Origin of the sequence: Duganella sp. HH101, assembly GCF_001758795.1 — a bacterium.
Lineage (GTDB): Bacteria > Pseudomonadota > Gammaproteobacteria > Burkholderiales > Burkholderiaceae_D > Rugamonas > Rugamonas rivuli.
Genome location: NZ_LRON01000002.1, coordinates 81,088 through 99,526, shown reverse-complemented (window position 1 = coordinate 99,526; position 18,439 = coordinate 81,088). Strand labels below are relative to the sequence as shown.

Annotated in this window: 17 protein-coding genes; 12 read left to right on the top strand and 5 right to left on the bottom strand. The window is 65.2% G+C overall.

Features of this window, described 5'->3' with window-relative positions; all coding sequences use genetic code 11:
• The first annotated feature begins 695 nt into the window (after window positions 1–695).
• The 5 genes from DUGA2_RS03275 (at window position 696) to rpoH (ending at window position 5,563) form a co-directional block, all read left to right on the top strand.
• Window positions 696–1,637: a MerR family transcriptional regulator gene (locus tag DUGA2_RS03275; protein WP_070267188.1), complete on the top strand. Its 942-nt coding sequence runs from the start codon at window positions 696–698 to the stop codon at window positions 1,635–1,637.
• Between the two features lie 118 nt (window positions 1,638–1,755).
• Window positions 1,756–2,799 carry a signal recognition particle-docking protein FtsY gene (gene ftsY, locus DUGA2_RS03270; protein ID WP_070267187.1) on the top strand — a complete coding sequence of 348 codons (1,044 nt, stop codon included), beginning with the start codon at window positions 1,756–1,758 and terminating at the stop codon, window positions 2,797–2,799.
• Between the two features lie 9 nt (window positions 2,800–2,808).
• Window positions 2,809–3,465: a cell division ATP-binding protein FtsE gene (locus tag DUGA2_RS03265; protein WP_070267186.1), complete on the top strand. Its 657-nt coding sequence runs from the start codon at window positions 2,809–2,811 to the stop codon at window positions 3,463–3,465.
• Entirely contained in the window at window positions 3,462–4,394 is a 933-nt protein-coding gene (ftsX, locus tag DUGA2_RS03260) for a permease-like cell division protein FtsX (protein ID WP_070267185.1), read from the top strand. The genes DUGA2_RS03265 and ftsX overlap by 4 nt, the downstream gene beginning before the upstream one ends.
• Before the next feature lie 269 nt (window positions 4,395–4,663).
• Window positions 4,664–5,563 carry an RNA polymerase sigma factor RpoH gene (gene rpoH / locus DUGA2_RS03255; protein ID WP_008445389.1) on the top strand — a complete coding sequence of 300 codons (900 nt, stop codon included), beginning with the start codon at window positions 4,664–4,666 and terminating at the stop codon, window positions 5,561–5,563.
• 80 nt (window positions 5,564–5,643) lie between these two features.
• Here rpoH and DUGA2_RS03250 read toward each other — a convergent pair whose 3' ends face one another.
• A complete protein-coding gene (locus DUGA2_RS03250) occupies window positions 5,644–5,907 on the bottom strand; it encodes a hypothetical protein (protein WP_070267184.1) in 264 nt (87 codons plus the stop codon).
• A gap of 143 nt (window positions 5,908–6,050) precedes the next feature.
• Here DUGA2_RS03250 and DUGA2_RS03245 point away from each other — a divergent pair, with 143 nt between their 5' ends.
• Complete coding sequence (locus tag DUGA2_RS03245; RefSeq protein ID WP_070267183.1) at window positions 6,051–6,548, top strand: hypothetical protein; 498 nt, start codon at window positions 6,051–6,053, stop codon at window positions 6,546–6,548.
• A gap of 19 nt (window positions 6,549–6,567) precedes the next feature.
• Entirely contained in the window at window positions 6,568–8,328 is a 1,761-nt protein-coding gene (ggt, locus tag DUGA2_RS03240; RefSeq protein WP_070267182.1) for a gamma-glutamyltransferase, read from the top strand.
• A gap of 2 nt (window positions 8,329–8,330) precedes the next feature.
• Here ggt and DUGA2_RS03235 read toward each other — a convergent pair whose 3' ends face one another.
• Both DUGA2_RS03235 and DUGA2_RS03230 read right to left on the bottom strand, forming a co-directional pair.
• Window positions 8,331–8,564 (bottom strand): hypothetical protein, encoded by a 234-nt coding sequence (locus DUGA2_RS03235; protein ID WP_070267645.1) that lies wholly within the window; start codon window positions 8,562–8,564, stop codon window positions 8,331–8,333.
• A gap of 73 nt (window positions 8,565–8,637) precedes the next feature.
• Window positions 8,638–9,753 (bottom strand): cytochrome P450, encoded by a 1,116-nt coding sequence (locus DUGA2_RS03230; protein WP_070267181.1) that lies wholly within the window; start codon window positions 9,751–9,753, stop codon window positions 8,638–8,640.
• 122 nt (window positions 9,754–9,875) lie between these two features.
• On the opposite strand from DUGA2_RS03230, the gene lepB reads away from it, so the two are divergent.
• The 5 genes from lepB (at window position 9,876) to DUGA2_RS03205 (ending at window position 15,960) form a co-directional block, all read left to right on the top strand.
• Complete coding sequence (gene lepB / locus DUGA2_RS03225; RefSeq protein ID WP_070267180.1) at window positions 9,876–10,559, top strand: signal peptidase I; 684 nt, start codon at window positions 9,876–9,878, stop codon at window positions 10,557–10,559.
• Window positions 10,560–10,626: 67 nt separating this feature from the next.
• Entirely contained in the window at window positions 10,627–11,367 is a 741-nt protein-coding gene (locus DUGA2_RS03220; protein ID WP_070267179.1) for an ABC transporter ATP-binding protein, read from the top strand.
• Entirely contained in the window at window positions 11,364–13,760 is a 2,397-nt protein-coding gene (locus DUGA2_RS03215; protein ID WP_070267178.1) for a CPBP family intramembrane glutamic endopeptidase, read from the top strand. Before DUGA2_RS03220 ends, DUGA2_RS03215 begins: the two co-directional genes overlap by 4 nt.
• A gap of 105 nt (window positions 13,761–13,865) precedes the next feature.
• A complete protein-coding gene (locus tag DUGA2_RS03210) occupies window positions 13,866–14,936 on the top strand; it encodes a DJ-1/PfpI family protein (RefSeq protein ID WP_070267177.1) in 1,071 nt (356 codons plus the stop codon).
• Between the two features lie 22 nt (window positions 14,937–14,958).
• The gene (locus tag DUGA2_RS03205) at window positions 14,959–15,960 is read left to right on the top strand and encodes a GlxA family transcriptional regulator (protein ID WP_070267176.1); all 1,002 of its coding nucleotides are present in this window, start codon (window positions 14,959–14,961) and stop codon (window positions 15,958–15,960) included.
• On the opposite strand, the gene DUGA2_RS03200 is transcribed toward DUGA2_RS03205, so the two are convergent.
• Together DUGA2_RS03200 and garD are read right to left on the bottom strand one after the other, a co-directional pair.
• Window positions 15,945–16,754: an NAD(P)-dependent oxidoreductase gene (locus DUGA2_RS03200; RefSeq protein ID WP_070267175.1), complete on the bottom strand. Its 810-nt coding sequence runs from the start codon at window positions 16,752–16,754 to the stop codon at window positions 15,945–15,947. The two genes, DUGA2_RS03205 and DUGA2_RS03200, sit on opposite strands and share 16 nt — an antisense overlap.
• Window positions 16,755–16,773: 19 nt before the next feature.
• The gene (gene garD, locus DUGA2_RS03195) at window positions 16,774–18,336 is read right to left on the bottom strand and encodes a galactarate dehydratase (protein ID WP_070267174.1); all 1,563 of its coding nucleotides are present in this window, start codon (window positions 18,334–18,336) and stop codon (window positions 16,774–16,776) included.
• Between the last annotated feature and the right edge of the window lie 103 nt (window positions 18,337–18,439).

Below are 18,439 nucleotides of genomic sequence, written 5' to 3'. Positions count from 1 at the left end.
TCGGACCAAGTAAAAATAGCCACTTTGCTATTTCTGACGCCATTTTATACTGAAGCGCCCCGCCGCCCGCCTCGACTCAATGGTAATAAGCTTACAACTCAGCAGATTGTTTGGCAGTTTCAAACGGCAAAATAGCCCGAAAACCAACTTTGCTCATAGTGTTAGCGCTTTATTTGTGTAGGAAATTTTGTCGCGCCCGCAAGGTGTTGCAGTGCATCAGCAATTTGTAAGAAATTGCTACCTGTTGCATATTTGAGACAAAACCACCATCTTCACTTGCAAATTCATAGGGAATGCTGTGAGAAACGCTCATCCTTTACATGAATTCCATGCATGCGGCTGGCGGGTGGGCGGCACTTGATCCAGAGCAATCCAGCGCCTCGCCGCCGCGGAATTTGCGCTGCCTACAACAGCCGTCCGATATTTTTTTCCTGGCCACAAATTATTTTGTCCAGGACATCGATGGGGCAAAACCGATATTCAGTTCATTAGTTCCGGATGTCAACTGTGTGTCGTGGACAAGCTCTTTTCTATGGCTCGCGCCAAGCAAAACACAATGGCGACGCGATACTTTCGGGTGCAAATCGAATGTAAAATGCAGGTCGCGTTGTCACGGCCCGGCCGCCAGCGCACTGTGCACCCGGACCCCGTGCCAACCCTTGCGACTGTCAAAAAATGGCGGCCGCGTATGCCTGATGACTACTATAGTTTCCTCACAACCAGTTCCGAGCACGATCAGCGACGTTGAACGCGACACCGGCGTCGCCAAGGAAACCCTGCGCGTGTGGGAACGGCGTTACGACTTCCCCCAGCCCCTGCGCGACCCCAACGGCGAACGCGTCTATCCGATCGAGCAAGTGCACAAGCTGCGCCTGGTCAAGCGCCTGATCGACCTGGGCTACCGCCCCGGCAAGGTGATCCAGTACAGCACCGACGAGCTGCGGGCCCTCACCGGCCAGGCCGCCGTCAGCCTGCACGGCGCCACCGTGCCGCGGCCGGAACTGCAAAGCTATCTGGACCTGTGCAAGAGCCACCAGATGGAAGCGCTGCGCCGCAAGCTGTCGCAGGCGCTGCTGATGATGGGCCTGAAAAGTTTCGTGATCGAGCTGGTGGCGCCGCTGACCACCCTGATCGGCGAAGCCTGGGCCGGCGGCTCCCTCGCCACTTTCGAAGAACACTTATATACAGAGTCGCTGACGGTGGTGATGCGCAGCGCCATCTTCGCCATGCCGCAGGCCAACGCCAGCAACCTGGGGGCGCCGCGCATCATGCTGACCACGCTGCCGCAGGAGCGCCACGGCCTCGGCCTGCTGATGGCCGAAGCGATGTGCGTGGCCGAGGGCGCGCACTGCATCTCGCTGGGCGTGCAGACGCCGCTGCTCGACATCGTCGAAGCGGCGCGCGTGCAGCGGGTCGACATCATCGCCCTGTCCTTCTCGGTGGCGATGAACGCCCGCCAGGCGCTCGACGGCCTGACCGAACTGCACACCCGTCTCGGCGGCGGCGTCGAACTGTGGGCCGGCGGCGGCAACGCCGCGCTGCGCCGCCGCCGGCCGCCCCATGTGCGGGTCTATGCGCTGTCCGACATCAGCGGCGCCATCGCCGAATGGCGCTTGCGCCATGCCGCCGCCGGCTGAAATCTTGTCATTCCAGTAGCATAAACAGGCCGCCGCGCCGCGCTCTGGTAAAATACCCGCATTTCCCCGTGTCCGGCGCTGCCGGACATCAGCTTGAAGCGCCCCCAACCACATATCCATGTTTAGTTTCTTCAAGAAAAAACCCGTCGCCCCCGAAGTGCCCGTGGCGCCCGCGCCAGCCGCGGCACCACTCCCGTCCCCGGCAGCCGTAGCGTCCGACCTGCCCGACCTGCCCGATCTGCTGCCCATCGAGGAACCCGCGCCCAAGCTGTCGTGGATGTCGCGCCTGAAGGCCGGCCTGTCCAAGACGTCGAGCAACCTGTCCATCCTGTTCGTCGGCGCCAAGATCGACGACGCGCTCTATGAAGAGCTGGAAGCGGCGCTGCTGATGTCCGACGCCGGCATCGACGCCACCGAATACCTGCTGACCGCGCTGAAACAAAAGGTCAAGGACGACAAGCTGCTCGACGCCGCCGCCGTCAAGGCCGCGCTCAAGCTGCTGATGATCGAGCTGCTGACGCCGCTGCAACGCCCGTTCGAACTGGGCCGCCACCAGCCGACCGTGATGATGATCGCCGGCGTCAACGGCGCCGGCAAGACCACCACCATCGGCAAGCTGGCCAAGCACATGCAGTCGCACGGCCAGTCCGTGCTGCTGGCCGCCGGCGACACCTTCCGCGCCGCCGCCCGCGAACAGCTGATGGTCTGGGGCCAGCGCAACAACATCACCGTGATCTCGCAAGCTTCCGGCGACCCGGCAGCGGTGTCCTTCGACGCCGTCCAGTCCGGCAAGGCCAAGGGCCTGGACGTGGTGATGATCGACACCGCCGGCCGCCTGCCGACCCAGCTGCACCTGATGGAAGAGCTGAAAAAGATCAAGCGCGTGATCGGCAAGGGCCTCGATGGCGCCCCGCACGAGACACTGCTGGTCATCGACGGCAACACCGGCCAGAATGCGCTGGCCCAGGTCAAGGCCTTCGACGACGCCCTGCAGCTGACCGGCCTGGTGATCACCAAGCTGGACGGCACCGCCAAGGGCGGCGTGCTGGCCGCCATCGCCCGCGTGCGCCCGGTGCCGGTCTACTTCATCGGCATCGGCGAGAAGATCGAAGACCTGCAACCCTTCGTCGCCGCCGAATTCGTCGACGCCCTGCTGGGATAAGCCCTCTCCATGATCGAATTCCGTAACGTCTCGAAACACTATGGAGCCGACACCACGGCGCTGCGCGATATCTCGCTGACCGTCGCCAAGGGCGAGCTGGTGTTCCTGGCCGGCCCCTCGGGCGCCGGCAAGTCCACGCTGCTGAAGATGATCGCCGCCATGGAGCGCCCCAGCGCCGGCCAGGTCATCGTCAACGGCCAGGACATCGCCCGCATCAAGCCGGCCGCCGTGCCCTTCCTGCGCCGCAACCTCGGCCTGATCTTCCAGCAGCAGCGCCTGCTGACCGACCGCTCCATCCTGGCCAACGTCATGCTGCCGCTGCTGGTGACGGGCGCCTCGCGCACCCAGGCCGAACAGCGCGCCCGCGCCGCGCTCGACAAGGTCGGCCTGCTCGACCGCGCCGACGCCCAGCCGCTGGCCCTGTCCGGCGGCGAACAGCAGCGGGTATCGATCGCGCGCGCCATCGTCAACCGGCCGCAGGTGATCCTGGCCGACGAGCCCACCGCCAACCTCGACCGCGCCAGCGCCGACAAGGTGCTCGACGCGCTCAAGGCCTTCCACTCGGTCGGCGTCACCTGCCTGATTTCCAGCCACGACGAGCAGATGCTGGACGCCGCCGCGCGCGTGATCCACCTCAAGCAAGGTCAACTGGAGGTGGCGGCATGACGCTCTGGTTCCGCCAACACCGCTACGCGCTGGCCGCGGCCCTGGTGCACCTGCGCCGCTCGCCGGCCGGCTTTTTGTTCAACATATTGGTGGTGGCGATCGCGCTGGCCCTGCCGTTCGCCGGCCTGACCCTGCTCGACAATGTGCGCCCCATGTCGGAGCAGCTGTCGGTCGATCCCGAAATCAGCGTCTTCCTCAAGCAGGACACCCCGCGCGAGCAGGCCGAGGCGCTGGCCGTGTCGCTGCGCCAGACGGTGCGCCAGACAGTGAGCGACCCGCAGGCCAAGATCGTCTTCACCCCGCGCGAAAAAGCGCTCGACCAGCTCAAGGACAAGAGCGGCCTGGCCGACGTGCTGACCACGCTGGGTGAAAACCCGCTGCCCGACAGCTACGTGCTCAAACTCGACGCCTTCCGCAATGCCCAGGCCGGCGGCGACGTCGACCAGCTGGCCGAACAGATCCGCGCCCTGCCCGGCGTCGACACGGTGCAGGTCGATTCGGCCTGGGTCAAGCGCCTGGCGGCCCTGCTCAACGTGCTGCGCCTGGCCCTGCTGCTGCTGGCGGCCACGCTGGGCACGGTGGTGGTGGCGGTGATCTTCAACACCATCCGCCTGCAGGTGATGACCCAGCGCGAGGAAATCCTGGTGTCCAAGCTGATCGGCGCCACCGACAGCTTCATCCACCGTCCCTTCTATTACACCGGTGCGCTGCTGGGCCTGTGCGCGGGCGGCGTGGCGCTGGGCGCCGTGTCGCTGGCGCTGCAGCCGCTCAACCTGGCGATTGCAGAATTCGCAAGATTGTATGCGTCCGAATTCCAGCTGGCGCCGCTGCCGCCGCTGGCCATGGGCGGCCTGCTGGCCCTGTCCGCCGGCCTCGGCCTCATCGGCGCCCTGCTGTCCGTGCAGCGCCACCTGTCCCGCCTGAACTGATCCCCCCCCTTCCGTGCGCCTCCGCACGGAAGCGGTCTTGCGCCGCGCCTACCATTAAGTCAGGCCTAAGCTCCGACGCGCATGCTTGATTAAACACTGTCATGATGCTGATTAACCTCATAGTTTTTTGCTATGGAATGAATTAATATCTGGTGATTGGCACTCATCCAAGGAGAGTGCTAATATATGTGTACTGAAGAGCAAAAGAGTTCTCTACAGCAATTTTGAAACATTGAGACTAAGCAATATCATCGAGCGAAGGAATGAAAATGACTATGATGTCCGCACCGACCGCATTGGTACCAGCCACCAATAGCGCCCTGGGACTCGGGTTCACTGGCAACCTGGGCAACCTGGACGCCTACATTTCGGCCGTCAACCGCCTGCCGATGTTGACGCACGACGATGAAGTCTCGCTGGCCAAGCGCCTGCAGGAAAAGAACGACCTGGGCGCCGCCCAGGAGCTGGTGCTGTCGCACCTGCGCCTGGTGGTGTCGATCGCGCGCGGCTATCTGGGCTACGGCCTGCCGCACGCCGACCTGATCCAGGAAGGCAATATCGGCCTGATGAAAGCCGTCAAGCGCTTCGACCCCGACCAGGGCGTGCGCCTGGTGTCGTACGCGATGCACTGGATCAAGGCCGAGATGCACGAGTACATCCTGAAGAACTGGCGCCTGGTCAAAGTGGCCACCACCAAGGCCCAGCGCAAGCTGTTCTTCAACCTGCGCAGCCACAAGACCGGCCTGGACGCGATGACGCCTACGCAAATCGACAGCCTGGCCAAGCTGCTGGACGTCAAGCGCGAAGAAGTGATCGAGATGGAAACCCGCCTGAGCGGCCGCGACATCGCGCTGGAATCGCCGAACGACGACGAAGACGACAAGTTCGCGCCGATCGCCTACCTGTCGTCCGAAGCCAGCGAGCCGACCCGCGTGCTGGAAGCGGAGCAGGTGACGCGCCTGCAATCGGAAGGCCTGGAAGAAGCGCTGGGCAAGCTGGACGCCCGTTCGCGCCGCATCGTCGAAGCCCGCTGGCTGGCCAATGACGACGGTTCCGGCGCCACGCTGCACACGCTGGCGGAAGAATTCGGCGTCTCCGCCGAGCGCATCCGCCAGATCGAAGTGGCCGCGCTGAAGAAAATGAAGGGCGCACTGGCGGCCTACGTATAAACCGCCGTGCGTTAAAAAAGCCGCCCGGTTTGCACCGCGCGGCTTTTTTTTGCTTGCTGGTTCTTGTTTATTATTGCTTGTTAGGCCGCCAGGCCCTGCGCCAGCAATTCGCCGACCAGCTGGTTCAGGTCGATGTCGCGTTCCTTGGCCTGGGCATGCAGCTGCTGCACCAGGTCGCCGTTCAGCTTAACCGCGAACGGCACCAGCCCCAGCGCCTGGTCGCGCTTGCGCTGTTCACGCTTGTCGACCACTTCGGCCACCTTGCCGAAGCTGGCGGCGCCAGGGGCGGACATCTGGCCCATTAATTTTTTAGCGTCGCTTTTCGCCATGCCGGTCTTTTTCATTTTGTTCGATCAATGTGATTCAGGGCCCCCATTCTACGGCACGCAAGCGGAAGTTTGACGTGGCGCGGTAAATCCGCGTTTCGTGCGACGCCACAGTGATCTTTTTGCTAAGCTTGCCGTCTACTTCGAAGGAAGAGGTAATTATGAAAACCACCCTACTGCGGCAACTGATCATCCTGCCGCTGCTGATCGCCGCGATGGCCTTGCTGCATGCCTGCGGCGCCGCGTCCGCCGTCGGCCGCGCCGGCGCCGCGCCGTCGCAACAAGCTTTCGCGCAGGACTACGTGCTGACCCAGGGCGCCAGCGTCGCCATCACGCCCGCCGCCACGCCCGGCATCAGCGGCGCCACCGCCGGCGCGCCCAGCCTCAAGCTGGAGCGCGTCAACGACAGCCGCTGCCGCACCGGCGCCGTCTGCGTCTGGGCCGGCTACATCAGCTACAGCTTCGCGCTGACCGCTGCCGACGGCAACACCAGCAATTTCGTGCTGTCGGACAGCATGCCCAACGCCAGTCCCAGCGTCACGCAAAACGGCCTGACCTTCACGCTGACCGGCGTCGAACCGCAGGCAGTCCCTGCCAAGAATGAAGCCGCGCCGGATTATCGGGTAAGCTTGAGGGTGAGCAACGCACCTTCATCCTAACCCGAGACCCCGCGCCCACATGATCCAGCTCCGCCGCCCCGCCCGCACCGTCCTCGTCTCCACCATCATCGTCACGCTGCTGTTGCCATCGGCGGCCTGGGCCAAGACCCCGGTCGCCACGGGCAGCGGCGGCGCCGTCGCCACCATCAGCGAACCGGCGTCACAGGCGGCGTTGGCCATCCTCAACCAGGGCGGCAACGCGATCGACGCCGCCGTCGCGGCGGCGGCCACGCTGGGCGTGACCGATCCGTTCAGCTGCGGCATCGGCGGTGGCGGCTTCATGGTCATCTACCTGGCCAAGGACAAGCGCGTCATCACCATCGACCACCGCGAAACCGCGCCGGCCAACTTCACGCCCACCGTGTTCCAGCAGGACGGCAAGGAGATGAACTTCGACACCGTGCTCGCCAGCGGCATGGCGGTCGGCGTGCCCGGCGCCGTGCGCGGCTGGCACGAAGCGCTGGACCGCTACGGCTCGATGTCGTTCAAACAGGTGCTGGCGCCGGCCATCCGCGTGGCCGCCAATGGCTTCGCCGTCAACGACAATTTCTCGCACCTGGTCGAAGGCAACCTCGACAAGTTCAAGCTGTTCCCCGACACCGCCGCGCTCTACCTGAAGAACGGCAAGGCCATCGCGCCCGGCACCGTGCTGCGCAACCCGGGCCTGGCCAAGGCCTACCGCGAACTGGCGGCCGGCGGCGTCAAGGTTTTCTATGAAGGCAAGATAGGCCGCGCCGTGGTCGATGCGGTGAACCGGCCGAACGTGGCGGCCGGCGTGCAGGTGCGTGCCGGCCAGATGACGATGGCCGACCTGTCCAATTACGAAGCGCGCCTGCGCCAGCCGGTGCACAGCACCTACCGCGGCTACGATTTGTACGGCATGCCCCTGCCCAGCAGCGGCGGCATCGCCATCGCCGAAGCGCTGAACATCCTCGAAGGCTACGACCTCAAGGCCATGCCGAAAGAAAAGGCCGAACACCTGTACCTGGAGGCGAGCCGCCTGGCATTCGCCGACCGCAACGCCTACCTGGCCGATCCCGAATTCGTCGAAGCGCCGGTGGCCGGCCTGCTCAACAAGGACTACGCCGCCCGCCGCCGCGAGCTGATCAATCCAAACCAGGCCAGCGTGCAGGCGCCGGCCGGCGATCCCTATCCCTTCCAGAACGACCTCAGCGTGCCGCTGCGTCCCAACGCCAACAAGCTGCTGGCCGAAGGCGCGCACACCACCCACCTGACGGTATCGGACAAGGACGGCAACATCGTCGCCTACACCTACACTATCGAAGCCTGGGGCGGCAGCGGCATCGTCGTGCCCGGCTACGGCTTCCTGCTGAACAACGAGATGACCGACTTCGACTTTTCAGGCCCCGCGCCCAACGTGCCGGAAGCGGGCAAGCGGCCGCGCAGCAGCATGTCGCCGACGCTGGCCTTCAAGAACGGCAAGCCGGCCTTCTCGATCGGCAGTCCCGGCGGCGGCACCATCATCACCACCGTGCTGCAAACCATCTTCAACTACGTCGACCTGGGCATGAGCATGCCGGACGCGCTCAACGCGCCGCGCCTGTCCGAGCGCAACGGCATGGCCACCGACGTCGAGCCTGGCTTCGCCGGCAGCAGCCAGGCCAAGGCGCTGGAGAAGACCGGCCAGCACTGGAACAAGCCGGAAGAAATCGGCGCGGCCAATGCGCTGGTGTTCAACCCGGACGGCAGCGTCACCGCCGTCAGCGAAGGCCACCGCCACGGCGCCGGCAGCGCGCTGGTGCAGAAGCCCGCGCACTAGCGTCACGGGAAGCTCAAGTCCATACCGAGCATCCTGATCAGGACGAAAGTGACGAGGCCCAGGCCCAGCAGCGATAGCACGAAGGCGGCGGCCAGCTGGCCGCCGGCGCGCAGCACCGCGCGCCGCTCCTTCGTCTTCCTCCCTTGATCGTAATGCCACTTGATGGCGAAGAACATGCCCGTGCCAAGCACGAGAAACTTGAACGTAACGAAGACTACTGGGATCCATTCCATCATTTTGAGTATTTCCTGGCTGTTATCAGCAGGCATACTACTTAAAAGCAAATTCCATACATCGGGACAAATTGTCTCAGCTGAAGACCGGTATGCGGGCGTTGGCTGAACGGCGATACGTCCAGTTCAATGTCGGCATCGCCGGTCCGGCCATCAAAGCCTCGATCGCGCCGGTGGCAAACGCACAGGCCAACGCCTGCCCCGGGCATGCGTGCACGCCATGTCCAAAACCGAATGTACGGCCCTGGCCGCGCGGATCGCGATTGGCTGCCGCCAGCACCAGCAATATCGTTTGCCCCGCCAGCACCGGCACGCCGCCGATCTCGCAGTCGTTCGCCACGAACCGGCGCGTGTTCTGGATCGGCGGATCGAAACGGCTGACCGCCTGCACCAGCGCGGCCGCATCCTCCCCGCCGCTGCGCTCCTCCTCCGGCTGACGCGCCAGCGCCAGCACGCTGTTGCCGATCAGGCCAGCCGTGGCTTCGTAAGTCTGCGACAGCAAGCCGACCAGGTTGGCCAGCAAAGCATGCGATTCGTTCCAACCCACCGCCTCCGCCTCGGCGATCACCTGCGCCAGCAAACTGCCCGGCACAGCAGACGATGACGCCTCGCGCATCAACGCCTTGAAGCTGTCCAGCAGCGCCAGCGCCGCCGCATGCGCGCGCTCGATTTGCGATGCATCGCTGTACGGCGACAGGCAGGCCACGAACTCGCCCATCCACGCGGCCACCGCCGGCAAGCGGCTGTCGGCAAAACCCAGCAGGCTGGCCATCGCCGACACCGGCACCTCGAACATCCAGTCCGACCATCCATCGTCGCGCCACAAGCGCCGGCCGATCTGCGCCGCACACTGCCGCGCGACCTGCGCACTCACGCCGGCCAGCGCCCGCTGCAAGGCCAGCTTGGGCTGCGCATGACGCTCGCCATCGTTCATGCGCACCAGCGCGCCGAACACCTGCCCCGCCGCGCCGCCCGCAATCGCCGCCGGCACCGGCTCGGCCGCTGGCCGCACGCGGCACTCCGGATGCCGCATCGCCGCCATCACATCGTCGGCGCCGGCGGCGATCCACAGCCCCAGCCCCGCATCGAACCGCAGTCCTTGCCGCGCCAGCAATCCGTCGTAATATGGATAAGGGTTGGCATGCGTGACCGCATCCAACGCGTGTTTTGGGGGAATGTAAGAAGTCGTCATGTGACCAGAATGCCACCAATTCCAGCGCGATAGTTAGGCATGCGCCGAAGTAAGGCCGTAGCTAAGCCATGTTTAAGAATCGGACAACACACTAAACCATCGATACCACTGCGGGGACTGCAATGAAAAACTGGGCACGCGCCAACAAGGGCTTCTTACTCTTCCTGATGCTGTTCGGGATCTTCCGCACCGCCATCGCCGACTGGAATCCGATACCCTCCGCGTCCATGCACCCCAACTTGCTGGAAGGCGACGTGGTGTTCGTCAACCGCCTGGCCTACAACGTCAAGGTGCCGCTGACCGATGTCGTCATCGGCACCACCGGCGAACCGCAGCGCGGCGACATCGTCACCTTCTCCTCGCCGAAGGATGGCACGCGCCTGATCAAGCGCGTGATCGCACTGCCGGGCGACCGCGTCGAGATGCGCAACGAACGCCTGGTCATCAACGGCCAGCCGGCCGGCTACGCGACGCTCGGCCACGGCACCGAAACCGTCAAAGGCCTGGGCGACCTGGCCGCCCTGCACATCGGCGAAACCATCGCCGACGCCCGCGCCCACAGCATCCAGCTGATGCCAGAGGTACAGGCCCGCCGCGATTTCGCGCCCGTCACCGTGCCCGCAGGGCAGTACATGATGTTGGGCGATAACCGCGACAACAGCGAAGACTCGCGCTACATCGGCCTGGTGCCGCGCGCGCTGTTGATCGGCCGCGCCGAGCGCGTGCTGGCCTCCGCCGACATCACCGGCAACTGGCATCCGCGCACCGAACGCTTCGGCATGAGCCTCTACCAAGCCACGCCGTAAGCCCTCGCCGCCGCATCCCGGCGATGCTATGATGAGTATAGATTCTCATAACATTGTCGGGAAAAACATGATTGAATTCCAGGGACTGTCCAAAGTCTACGGCGGCTTCGATGCCGTCAAACCCCTGAACCTGACCGTCAAGCGCGGCGAAGTCTTCGGCTTCCTCGGCCCCAATGGCGCCGGCAAGACCACCACCATCCGCATGATGATGGGCATCCTGGTGCCCAGCGCCGGCCAGGTCCGCATCGACGGCCTCGATTGCCACGCCGAGCCGGCCGAAGTCAAACGCCGCGTAGGCTACCTGCCCGACACCCCCATCTTCTACGACTACCTGCGCGGCCGCGAGATCCTGCAATTCGTCGCCGAGATGCACGGCTATTCGCGCGCCGAAGCGGCCGAGCGCGGCGCGCGCCTGCTGGCCGAATTCGGCTTGCAGGAGGCGGCCGAGGACTACGCCGTCAACTACTCGCTGGGCATGAAGAAGCGTCTCGGCTTGGCCTGCGCGCTGATCCACGATCCGGTCGTGCTGATCCTCGATGAGCCGATCAACGGCCTCGATCCGCGCGCCTCGCGCGACGTGCAGGAGCGCCTGCTGGCGGCGGCCGCGCGCGGCGTCACCATCTTCGTCTCCACCCACCTGCTGGACATGGCGGAAAAGCTGTGCGACCGGGTCGGCATCATCCACCACGGCCAACTGGTGGCCACCGGCACGCTCGACGAAATCCGCGCAGAAGCCTCGGCCAGCGGTTCGCTGGAGGACGTGTTCCTGAAGATCACCGACGAAGCCGCAGCGGAGCCCAGCGCATGACGCAGCAAGCCACGCAAGCGCTGACGCCAGGGCGCGCCATCTGGCTGATGATGAAGATGCGCCTGACCCGCCAGCGCAACATGGTCGCCAACAACCTGTTCAGCAAGTTCCGCAAGAAGCAAGGACGCAACGGCATCGGCAAAAAGAGCAGCCTGTGGGTGCTGACCCTGGTGATGGTCGCGTTCATGCTGTTCACCTTCTTCAACGTATCGCGCAACGTGGTGCTCAATATGGACTGCAACCTGTCCGCCCACAGTGCCTGCCACGTGGTCGGCAAGGAAGGCGAACGTTTTGACGACCTGGAACTGGCCGCCGCCGAACTGCACGCCGCGCCCTTCCGCCCCGAGCTGGCGCGCGGCCTGACGATGGTGGTCACGCTGCTGTTCGGGATCGCCGTCCTGCTCCCGCTGGGCAGCAAGGAACTGGCGCAGCCCGACTGGGACATGGAATGGCTGGTGACGATGCCGGTCGAGCGCTCCACGCTGTTGTGGGGACGCCTGCTGGAACGCAGCGCCGCCAACTTCAGCGGCATGTTCGCGCTGCTGCCGCCACTCGCCGTCATCGGCTGGTACTCGGGCCTGGCCTGGTACGCGCCGCTGGCGGCGCTGCTGGCCATGGCCCTGCTGCTGCCGCTGGCCGCCCTGCTGCACACGCTGGCCGACACCGGATTGCGCATGTGGCTACCCGCCTCCCAGCTGCGCAACCTGCAGGCCATCACCGGCTTGTTCAGCATGCCCCTGATCTACTTCATCATGGCGCTCGGCATGCCCGGCGCCAGCGGTTTCGTGATGGACCTGGCGCGCGGCTTCCCCGCCTGGACGGCATGGACGCCTCCGGGCATGGTGCTGCAAGCGATGCAGGCGCCCGGCCTGGGTGCGGCCGTGCAGATGGCCGCCATCCTGCTGCTGGAAACCGCAGTGCTGATGTGGGCCGGCGTGGCGCTGATGCGCCACCAGCTGCGCCACGGCGTGGTCAACTCCGGCGCGCGCGAAAGCGTGCGGCGCAAGCAGCCTGCCGCCACGCCATCCGCCGTCGATGGCGCCACAAGCGTCGGACTGCGCGCCCGGCTGGCCAACGCGCTGTCGCCGATCAAGCGCCGCGAGCTGCGCCTGCTGAGCCGCGACCGCAACTTCCTCGTGCAGACGCTGTTGCTGCCGGTGGTGATCGTGGTCAGCCAGATGATCTTCAACGGTAAGCTGAACAGCTTCGCTGAGCTGGGCCAGCACCACACCACCGCCGCCGCCATCGCCTTCGGCATCGGCGTCTATGTGCTGATGCTGTCGGCCTTCCAGACCCTCAACAACGAAGGCCAGGTCCTGTGGCTGCTGTACACCGTACCGCGCTCGATCGAGAGCGTGCTGAAGGAAAAGGCCCAGCTGTGGGGCACGCTGACGATGATCTATCCACTGATCGTCATCGGCATCAGCGCCTGGTACACCACGCACTTCGAATGGCGCATGCTGGCGCTGCTGCTGATCGTCTTCACCGGCATCCCGATCTACTCGATGATCGCCGTCTCGCTCGGCGTGTTCGCCTGCGACCCGCAGGCGGTCGAAGCACGCGCCCGTGTGCGGCCGACCTACGTCTACCTCTACATGCTGCTGGCCAGCTTCTACACCTGGTCGATCTACAGCAGCGTGTGGTCGCAAAAACTGGTGGTGATGGTACTGGTCGCATCGATGGCGCTGGCGCTGTGGCAGAAGGCGCGCGACGCCCTGCCCTACCTGCTCGACCCGGCCGCCGCGCCGCCGCCGCGCGTCTCCACCGCCGACGGCCTGATCGCCGCCACCGCCTTCTTCATCATGCAGGGCCTGATCACCCTGCTGATCATGCAAGGAACGGACACCCCGACGCTCAAGGCCGCGACCATGGCCTTCGCCGGCGCCGGCCTGCTGGTGTATGTGCTGATGCGCTTCGTCTACTGGCGCAGCAAGACCGGCGGCGTGCCGGCGGTGCTGCGCGGCGGCGATCTCGCGGCGACGCTGCGCTACGGCGCGCTGGCCGCCGCCATCGCCTGCGCCGCCGGACTGGCGTATATGGCCGGCCTGCAGCACACGTCCGTGTGGCCGGAGATCGCCAAACAGATGTCCGCATCGAGCGGCACGCGCGCCTGGCTGCTGGCCCTGGCCGTGGTGGCGGCGCCGCTGTGCGAAGAGTTCATCTTCCGTGGACTGATCTACGGCGGCCTGCGCCGCTCCATGCCGGCGCCGCCGGCCATGGCGATGAGCGCCGCCATCTTCGCCGTCGTGCATCCGCCGGTGTCGATGCTGCCGGTCTTCGTGCTCGGCTTGTGCACCGCCTGGACCTACGAGCGCAGCAAAACCCTGCTCGGCCCTATGCTGGTGCACGCGGCGTACAACGCCGTCATCCTGTCCTGGCAGTTCTGGCGCTGAATAAGGCCACGGCGGCCGTGGCAGGAATTGACTGTTTTATGTCATCCTGCCACGCCGCACGCCCCCGATAATCCCCTGTCACCTCAAATCCACAGGACTATCGCGATGCGCAAACTGATCTACCTCCTTCTGCTGGTCGGCCACGTGGCCACGGCCGGCGAAGTGCCCGCCTACCAGGACCGCTTCGGCCGCGCCATGCCGGTGGTCGCCGTCGTCGGCGAAAACAGCGGCACCGAACTGACCGACTTCGTCATCCCCTATGGCGTACTGGCCCGCTCCGGCGCGGTGCAGCTGCTGAGCGTCGCCACCAAAGCCGGCCCGCTGTCCATGCGCCCGACGCTGACGCTGCAAGCCGACGCCACCACCGCCGAATTCGACCAGCGCTATCCGCAAGGCGCCGACTACGTGATCGTCCCGGCAGTCAGCCGGCCTGCCGACACCACCCTCGTCGCATGGGTCGCCGCGCAAGGCGCGAAAGGCGCCACCGTCGTCAGCATCTGCGACGGCGCGCTGGTGGTTGCCAACGCGGGCCTGTTCAAAGGTCGCCGCGCCACCGGACACTGGGCCACCGAGTCCTATCGCAAGGAGCACTATCCGGACACGCAGTGGATCAGCAACACCCGCTACGTCGCCGACGGCAAAGTCATCTCCAGCGCCGGCGTCAGCGCCTCCATGCCCATCACGCTGGCACTGGTGGAAGCCATCGCCGGCCGCGAGCGCGCCGACGACGTGGCCCGGCAGGTCGGCGTCGACGGCTGGAGCACGGAGCACGACAGCGACATCTTCCGCCCGCGCCTGGGTACCAACCTGAGCGCCTACATCGCCGGCTACACCAATCATTGGTTCCACTCGCTCGACAACCTGGGTGTGGCCGTTGCGCCCGGCGTGGACGAAATCACGCTGGCCTACACCGCCGACGCCTGGTCGCGCTCCCAACGCAGCAAAGTCTACACCGTGGCCGCCAGCGCCGAGCCTCTGCGTACCCGCTCCGGCCTGACCATTGTGCCGGACCGCGTACAAGGCGCCGCCGACCTTCCCGAACTGCTGCCGCCCCTCGCCGAAGCCACGCTGCCCAACAAGGCGCTGGATCTCGCCTTGGCAGGCGTCGCGCAACGCTACGGCCGCAGCACCGCCAAGCTGGTAGCGCTGGAATTCGAGTATCCTTCCTACCACTGAAGCCCATACCCCGAGTACCGTCATGCCACCGAAACAAACCCTGCGCGTCGTGCTGCTCGCCTATGACGACATGAACCTGCTGGACCTGAGCGGCCCTTTGCAGGCGCTCGTCACGGCCAGCAAACGCCACAGCGGCAATGGCCCCGCCTTGTACGAAACCATCGTCGCCTCGGCCGAGGGCGGCCTGATTACGACCAGCGCCGGCCTGCCGGTGATGACCGTGCCCATCGCCTCGCTGGAAGGCCTGGCCATCGACACGCTGATCGCGGTGGGCGGCTGCAAAGGCCAGGAGTACTACTCGCCGCCGGTGCTGGTGGACTGGATAGTCCGCCACACGTCCAAGGTGCGCCGTCTGTGCTCCGTCTGCACCGGCGCATTCCTGCTTGCCGCCACCGGGCAGCTGGACGGCAAACGCGTCGCCACGCACTGGGAATGGGTGGAGCGCCTGCACAAGCTGCATCCGAATATCGACATCGACGCCGACAAAATCTTTATCAAGGATGGTTCGGTCTGGACGTCGGCCGGCGTCAGCGCCGGCATCGACCTGACGCTGGCATTGATCGAAGAGGACTACGGCCATCACGTCGCCATCGAAACCGCACGCCAGCTGGTAATGTTCATCAAGCGCACCGGCGGGCAGTCGCAATTCAGCGTGCCGCTGGCGGCGCAGGCGCAGCAAGGCGGCCGCTTCGACCAGCTGCACGCGTGGGTGGCGGCCAATCTGCGCGAAACGTTGACGGTGGACCGGCTGGCCGAACAAGCCGGCATGACGCCGCGCACCTTCGCCCGCAGCTACGCCGCGCAACTGGGGCGCACACCGGCAAGAATGGTGGAAGCGATGCGGCTGGAGGCCGCATGCAGCGCGCTGGAAAAGACCGCGCTGCCGCTGAAGACCATCGCGGCCAACACCGGCTATGTGGAAGAGCAGAACCTGCGGCGCGTATTCCAGCGCCAGCTGGGCGTGAGTCCCGGGCAGTACCGCAGCCGCTTCTCCGGCCATGGCGCCACTCAGTCCTTGTACTGAGGCCCCGAGGTCAGGAATGCGCCGCCCTGGTAGATGGTGGCGACATCGTCTTTCGGCGGATAGGCGCCGGTCTCCGGGAAGTTCGCCGCAAACTGCTCCGAACTGTCCTTCGGCTTGAAGCCCAGGTGCGCGGCCTTGCTGTTATCCCACCAGCTGCCCGGGTTGGTCGAAGCGCCGAACAAAATCGTATGGCCGACGCGCGGCGTGAACAGCGCGCAGCGCAAGGACTCCACCAGATCGTCGTAGCTGAACCACGTCACCAGCATGCGCGGATTAACCGGCTCCGGGAACGAAGAGCCGATGCGCAGGCACACCGTCTCGATGCCGGTGCGGTCGTAGTAGTAGCGCGACAGCGACTCGCCGAAGCACTTGCTCACGCCGTACAGGCTGTCGGGCCGCATCGGGCTGTCGGCGTCGATGTAGTCGGTAGTCTTGTAATAGCCGATGGTGTGGTTCGAGCTGGCGAACACCACGCGCTTGACGCCATGCTTGTGCGCCGCTTCGTACAGGTTGTAGGTACCGGCGATATTAGCCGCCATGATGTTCTCGAACGTGTTCTCGGTCGAGATGCCGCCGAAGTGCAGCACCGCGTCCACACCCTCCAGCAGCTTGAACACGGCAGCCTTGTCGGCCAGGTCGCAATGGACAACCTCTTCGCCCTCGCGCGCCGCACCCATGTCGCCGATATCGGACAAGCGCACCACATCGGCCCATGGCTGGATGCGCTCACGCAGGATTTTTCCCAGGCCGCCGGCGGCGCCGGTCAGCAGTAATCGTTTAAATGGTTTAGTCATTTTTATGTCTCGGTTTTTATCAAGTCACCGGGGCCGGGTTGAACAGCACCAGTGCGTTATGCAGTTTCCATTTCTCCGCCCAGGTACGGCGTCCGCTGGCGACATCCAGCAGCAGCTGGAACATCTCCCAGCCCACGTCCGCGATCGTCGCATCGCCGCTGGCGATGCGGCCGGCGTTGATGTCCATCAAATCGTGCCAGCGCGCAGCCAGCTCGTTGCGCGTGGCGACCTTGATGACCGGTACCTCGGCCAGGCCATACGGCGTGCCGCGCCCGGTGGTGAAGACGTGCAGGTTCATGCCCGCCGCCACCTGCAGCGTGCCGCAAATGAAATCGCTGGCCGGCGTGGCGGCGTAGATCAGGCCTTTTTGCGTCAGCTTCTCGCCCGGCGACAGCACGCCGGAAATCGGGCTGCTGCCGGATTTGACGATGGAGCCCATCGCCTTCTCGACGATGTTCGACAGGCCGCCCTTCTTGTTGCCCGGCGTAGTGTTGGCGCTGCGGTCCACACCGCCGCGCTTCAGATAATTGTCGTACCACTCCATCTCGCGGATCATCGCTTCCGCCACTTCCGGCGTCGCCGCGCGCGACGTCAGTTGATCGATCCCGTCACGCACCTCGGTCACTTCGGAGAACATCACCGTGGCGCCTGCTCGCACCAGCAGATCCGTGGCGTAACCCACGGCCGGATTGGCGGTCACGCCGGAGAAGGCGTCGCTGCCGCCGCACTGCACGCCCACCACCAGCTCGGAAGCGGGCACTGTTTCACGGCGGCGCTTGTCCAGCGCGGCCAGGTTGATCTCGGCCTGCTTCATGATCGAAGCTATCATCGACATGAAGCCCACATGGCCCGCATCCTGCAAACACACCAGCGCAGGATCGGCGCCGCCGCCGTTCTGGATCGGAATCGAGCCTTGGGGGAACAGGCGTGCCGGTTGCAGCTTCTCGCAACCGAGGCTGACCACCATTGCCTGTCCGCCGAAATTCGGATTGAGGCTGATATTGCGCAGCGTGCGGATCGGCACCATCGCGCCCGGCGCATCGATCGCCACGCCGCAGCCGTAGGTGTGCTCCAGCCCCACCACGTCGTCAACGTTCGGATACTTCGGCAGCAGCTCGTCCTTGATGCGCTTGACCGCAAACTCCACCACGCCCGCCACGCACTGCACGGTGGTGGTGATGGCCAGGATGTTGCGCGTGCCGACGCTGCCGTCGGGATTGCGGAAGCCCTCAAACGTATAGCCCTCCAGCGGCTCGGCCGGCGGCGGCAGGTTGGTCGATATCGGCAGGTTGACCAGTTCGCGCGCGGCCGGCATTTCCACCTGCGGCTCGGCGACCCAGCTGCCGGCGGCGATGTCGCACGCCGCGTAGCCGATGGTGACGTTGTAGCGCCGCACCGGATCGCCCTTGGCGATATCGCACAGCGCCACCTTGTGGCCTTGCGGGACGGCTTCCAGCAGCACCAGGCCGCTGGCGAAGACCGCGCCGGCCGGCAGACCGCCATCGTTGACGACGATGGCGACGTTATCGTTGTCGTGCATGAGGATGTAGCGCGGCGTCCCTGTGATCGTCGGTGTCGGCATGTGTCTTCCTGTCTTCCTGTTCCGGGATCGGCGTCCCGGCGAACGTTGTTTTTTCGCGTTTTTTTGTGCACTGCAAAGTGGTCAGGCCACTTCCGGACTGGCC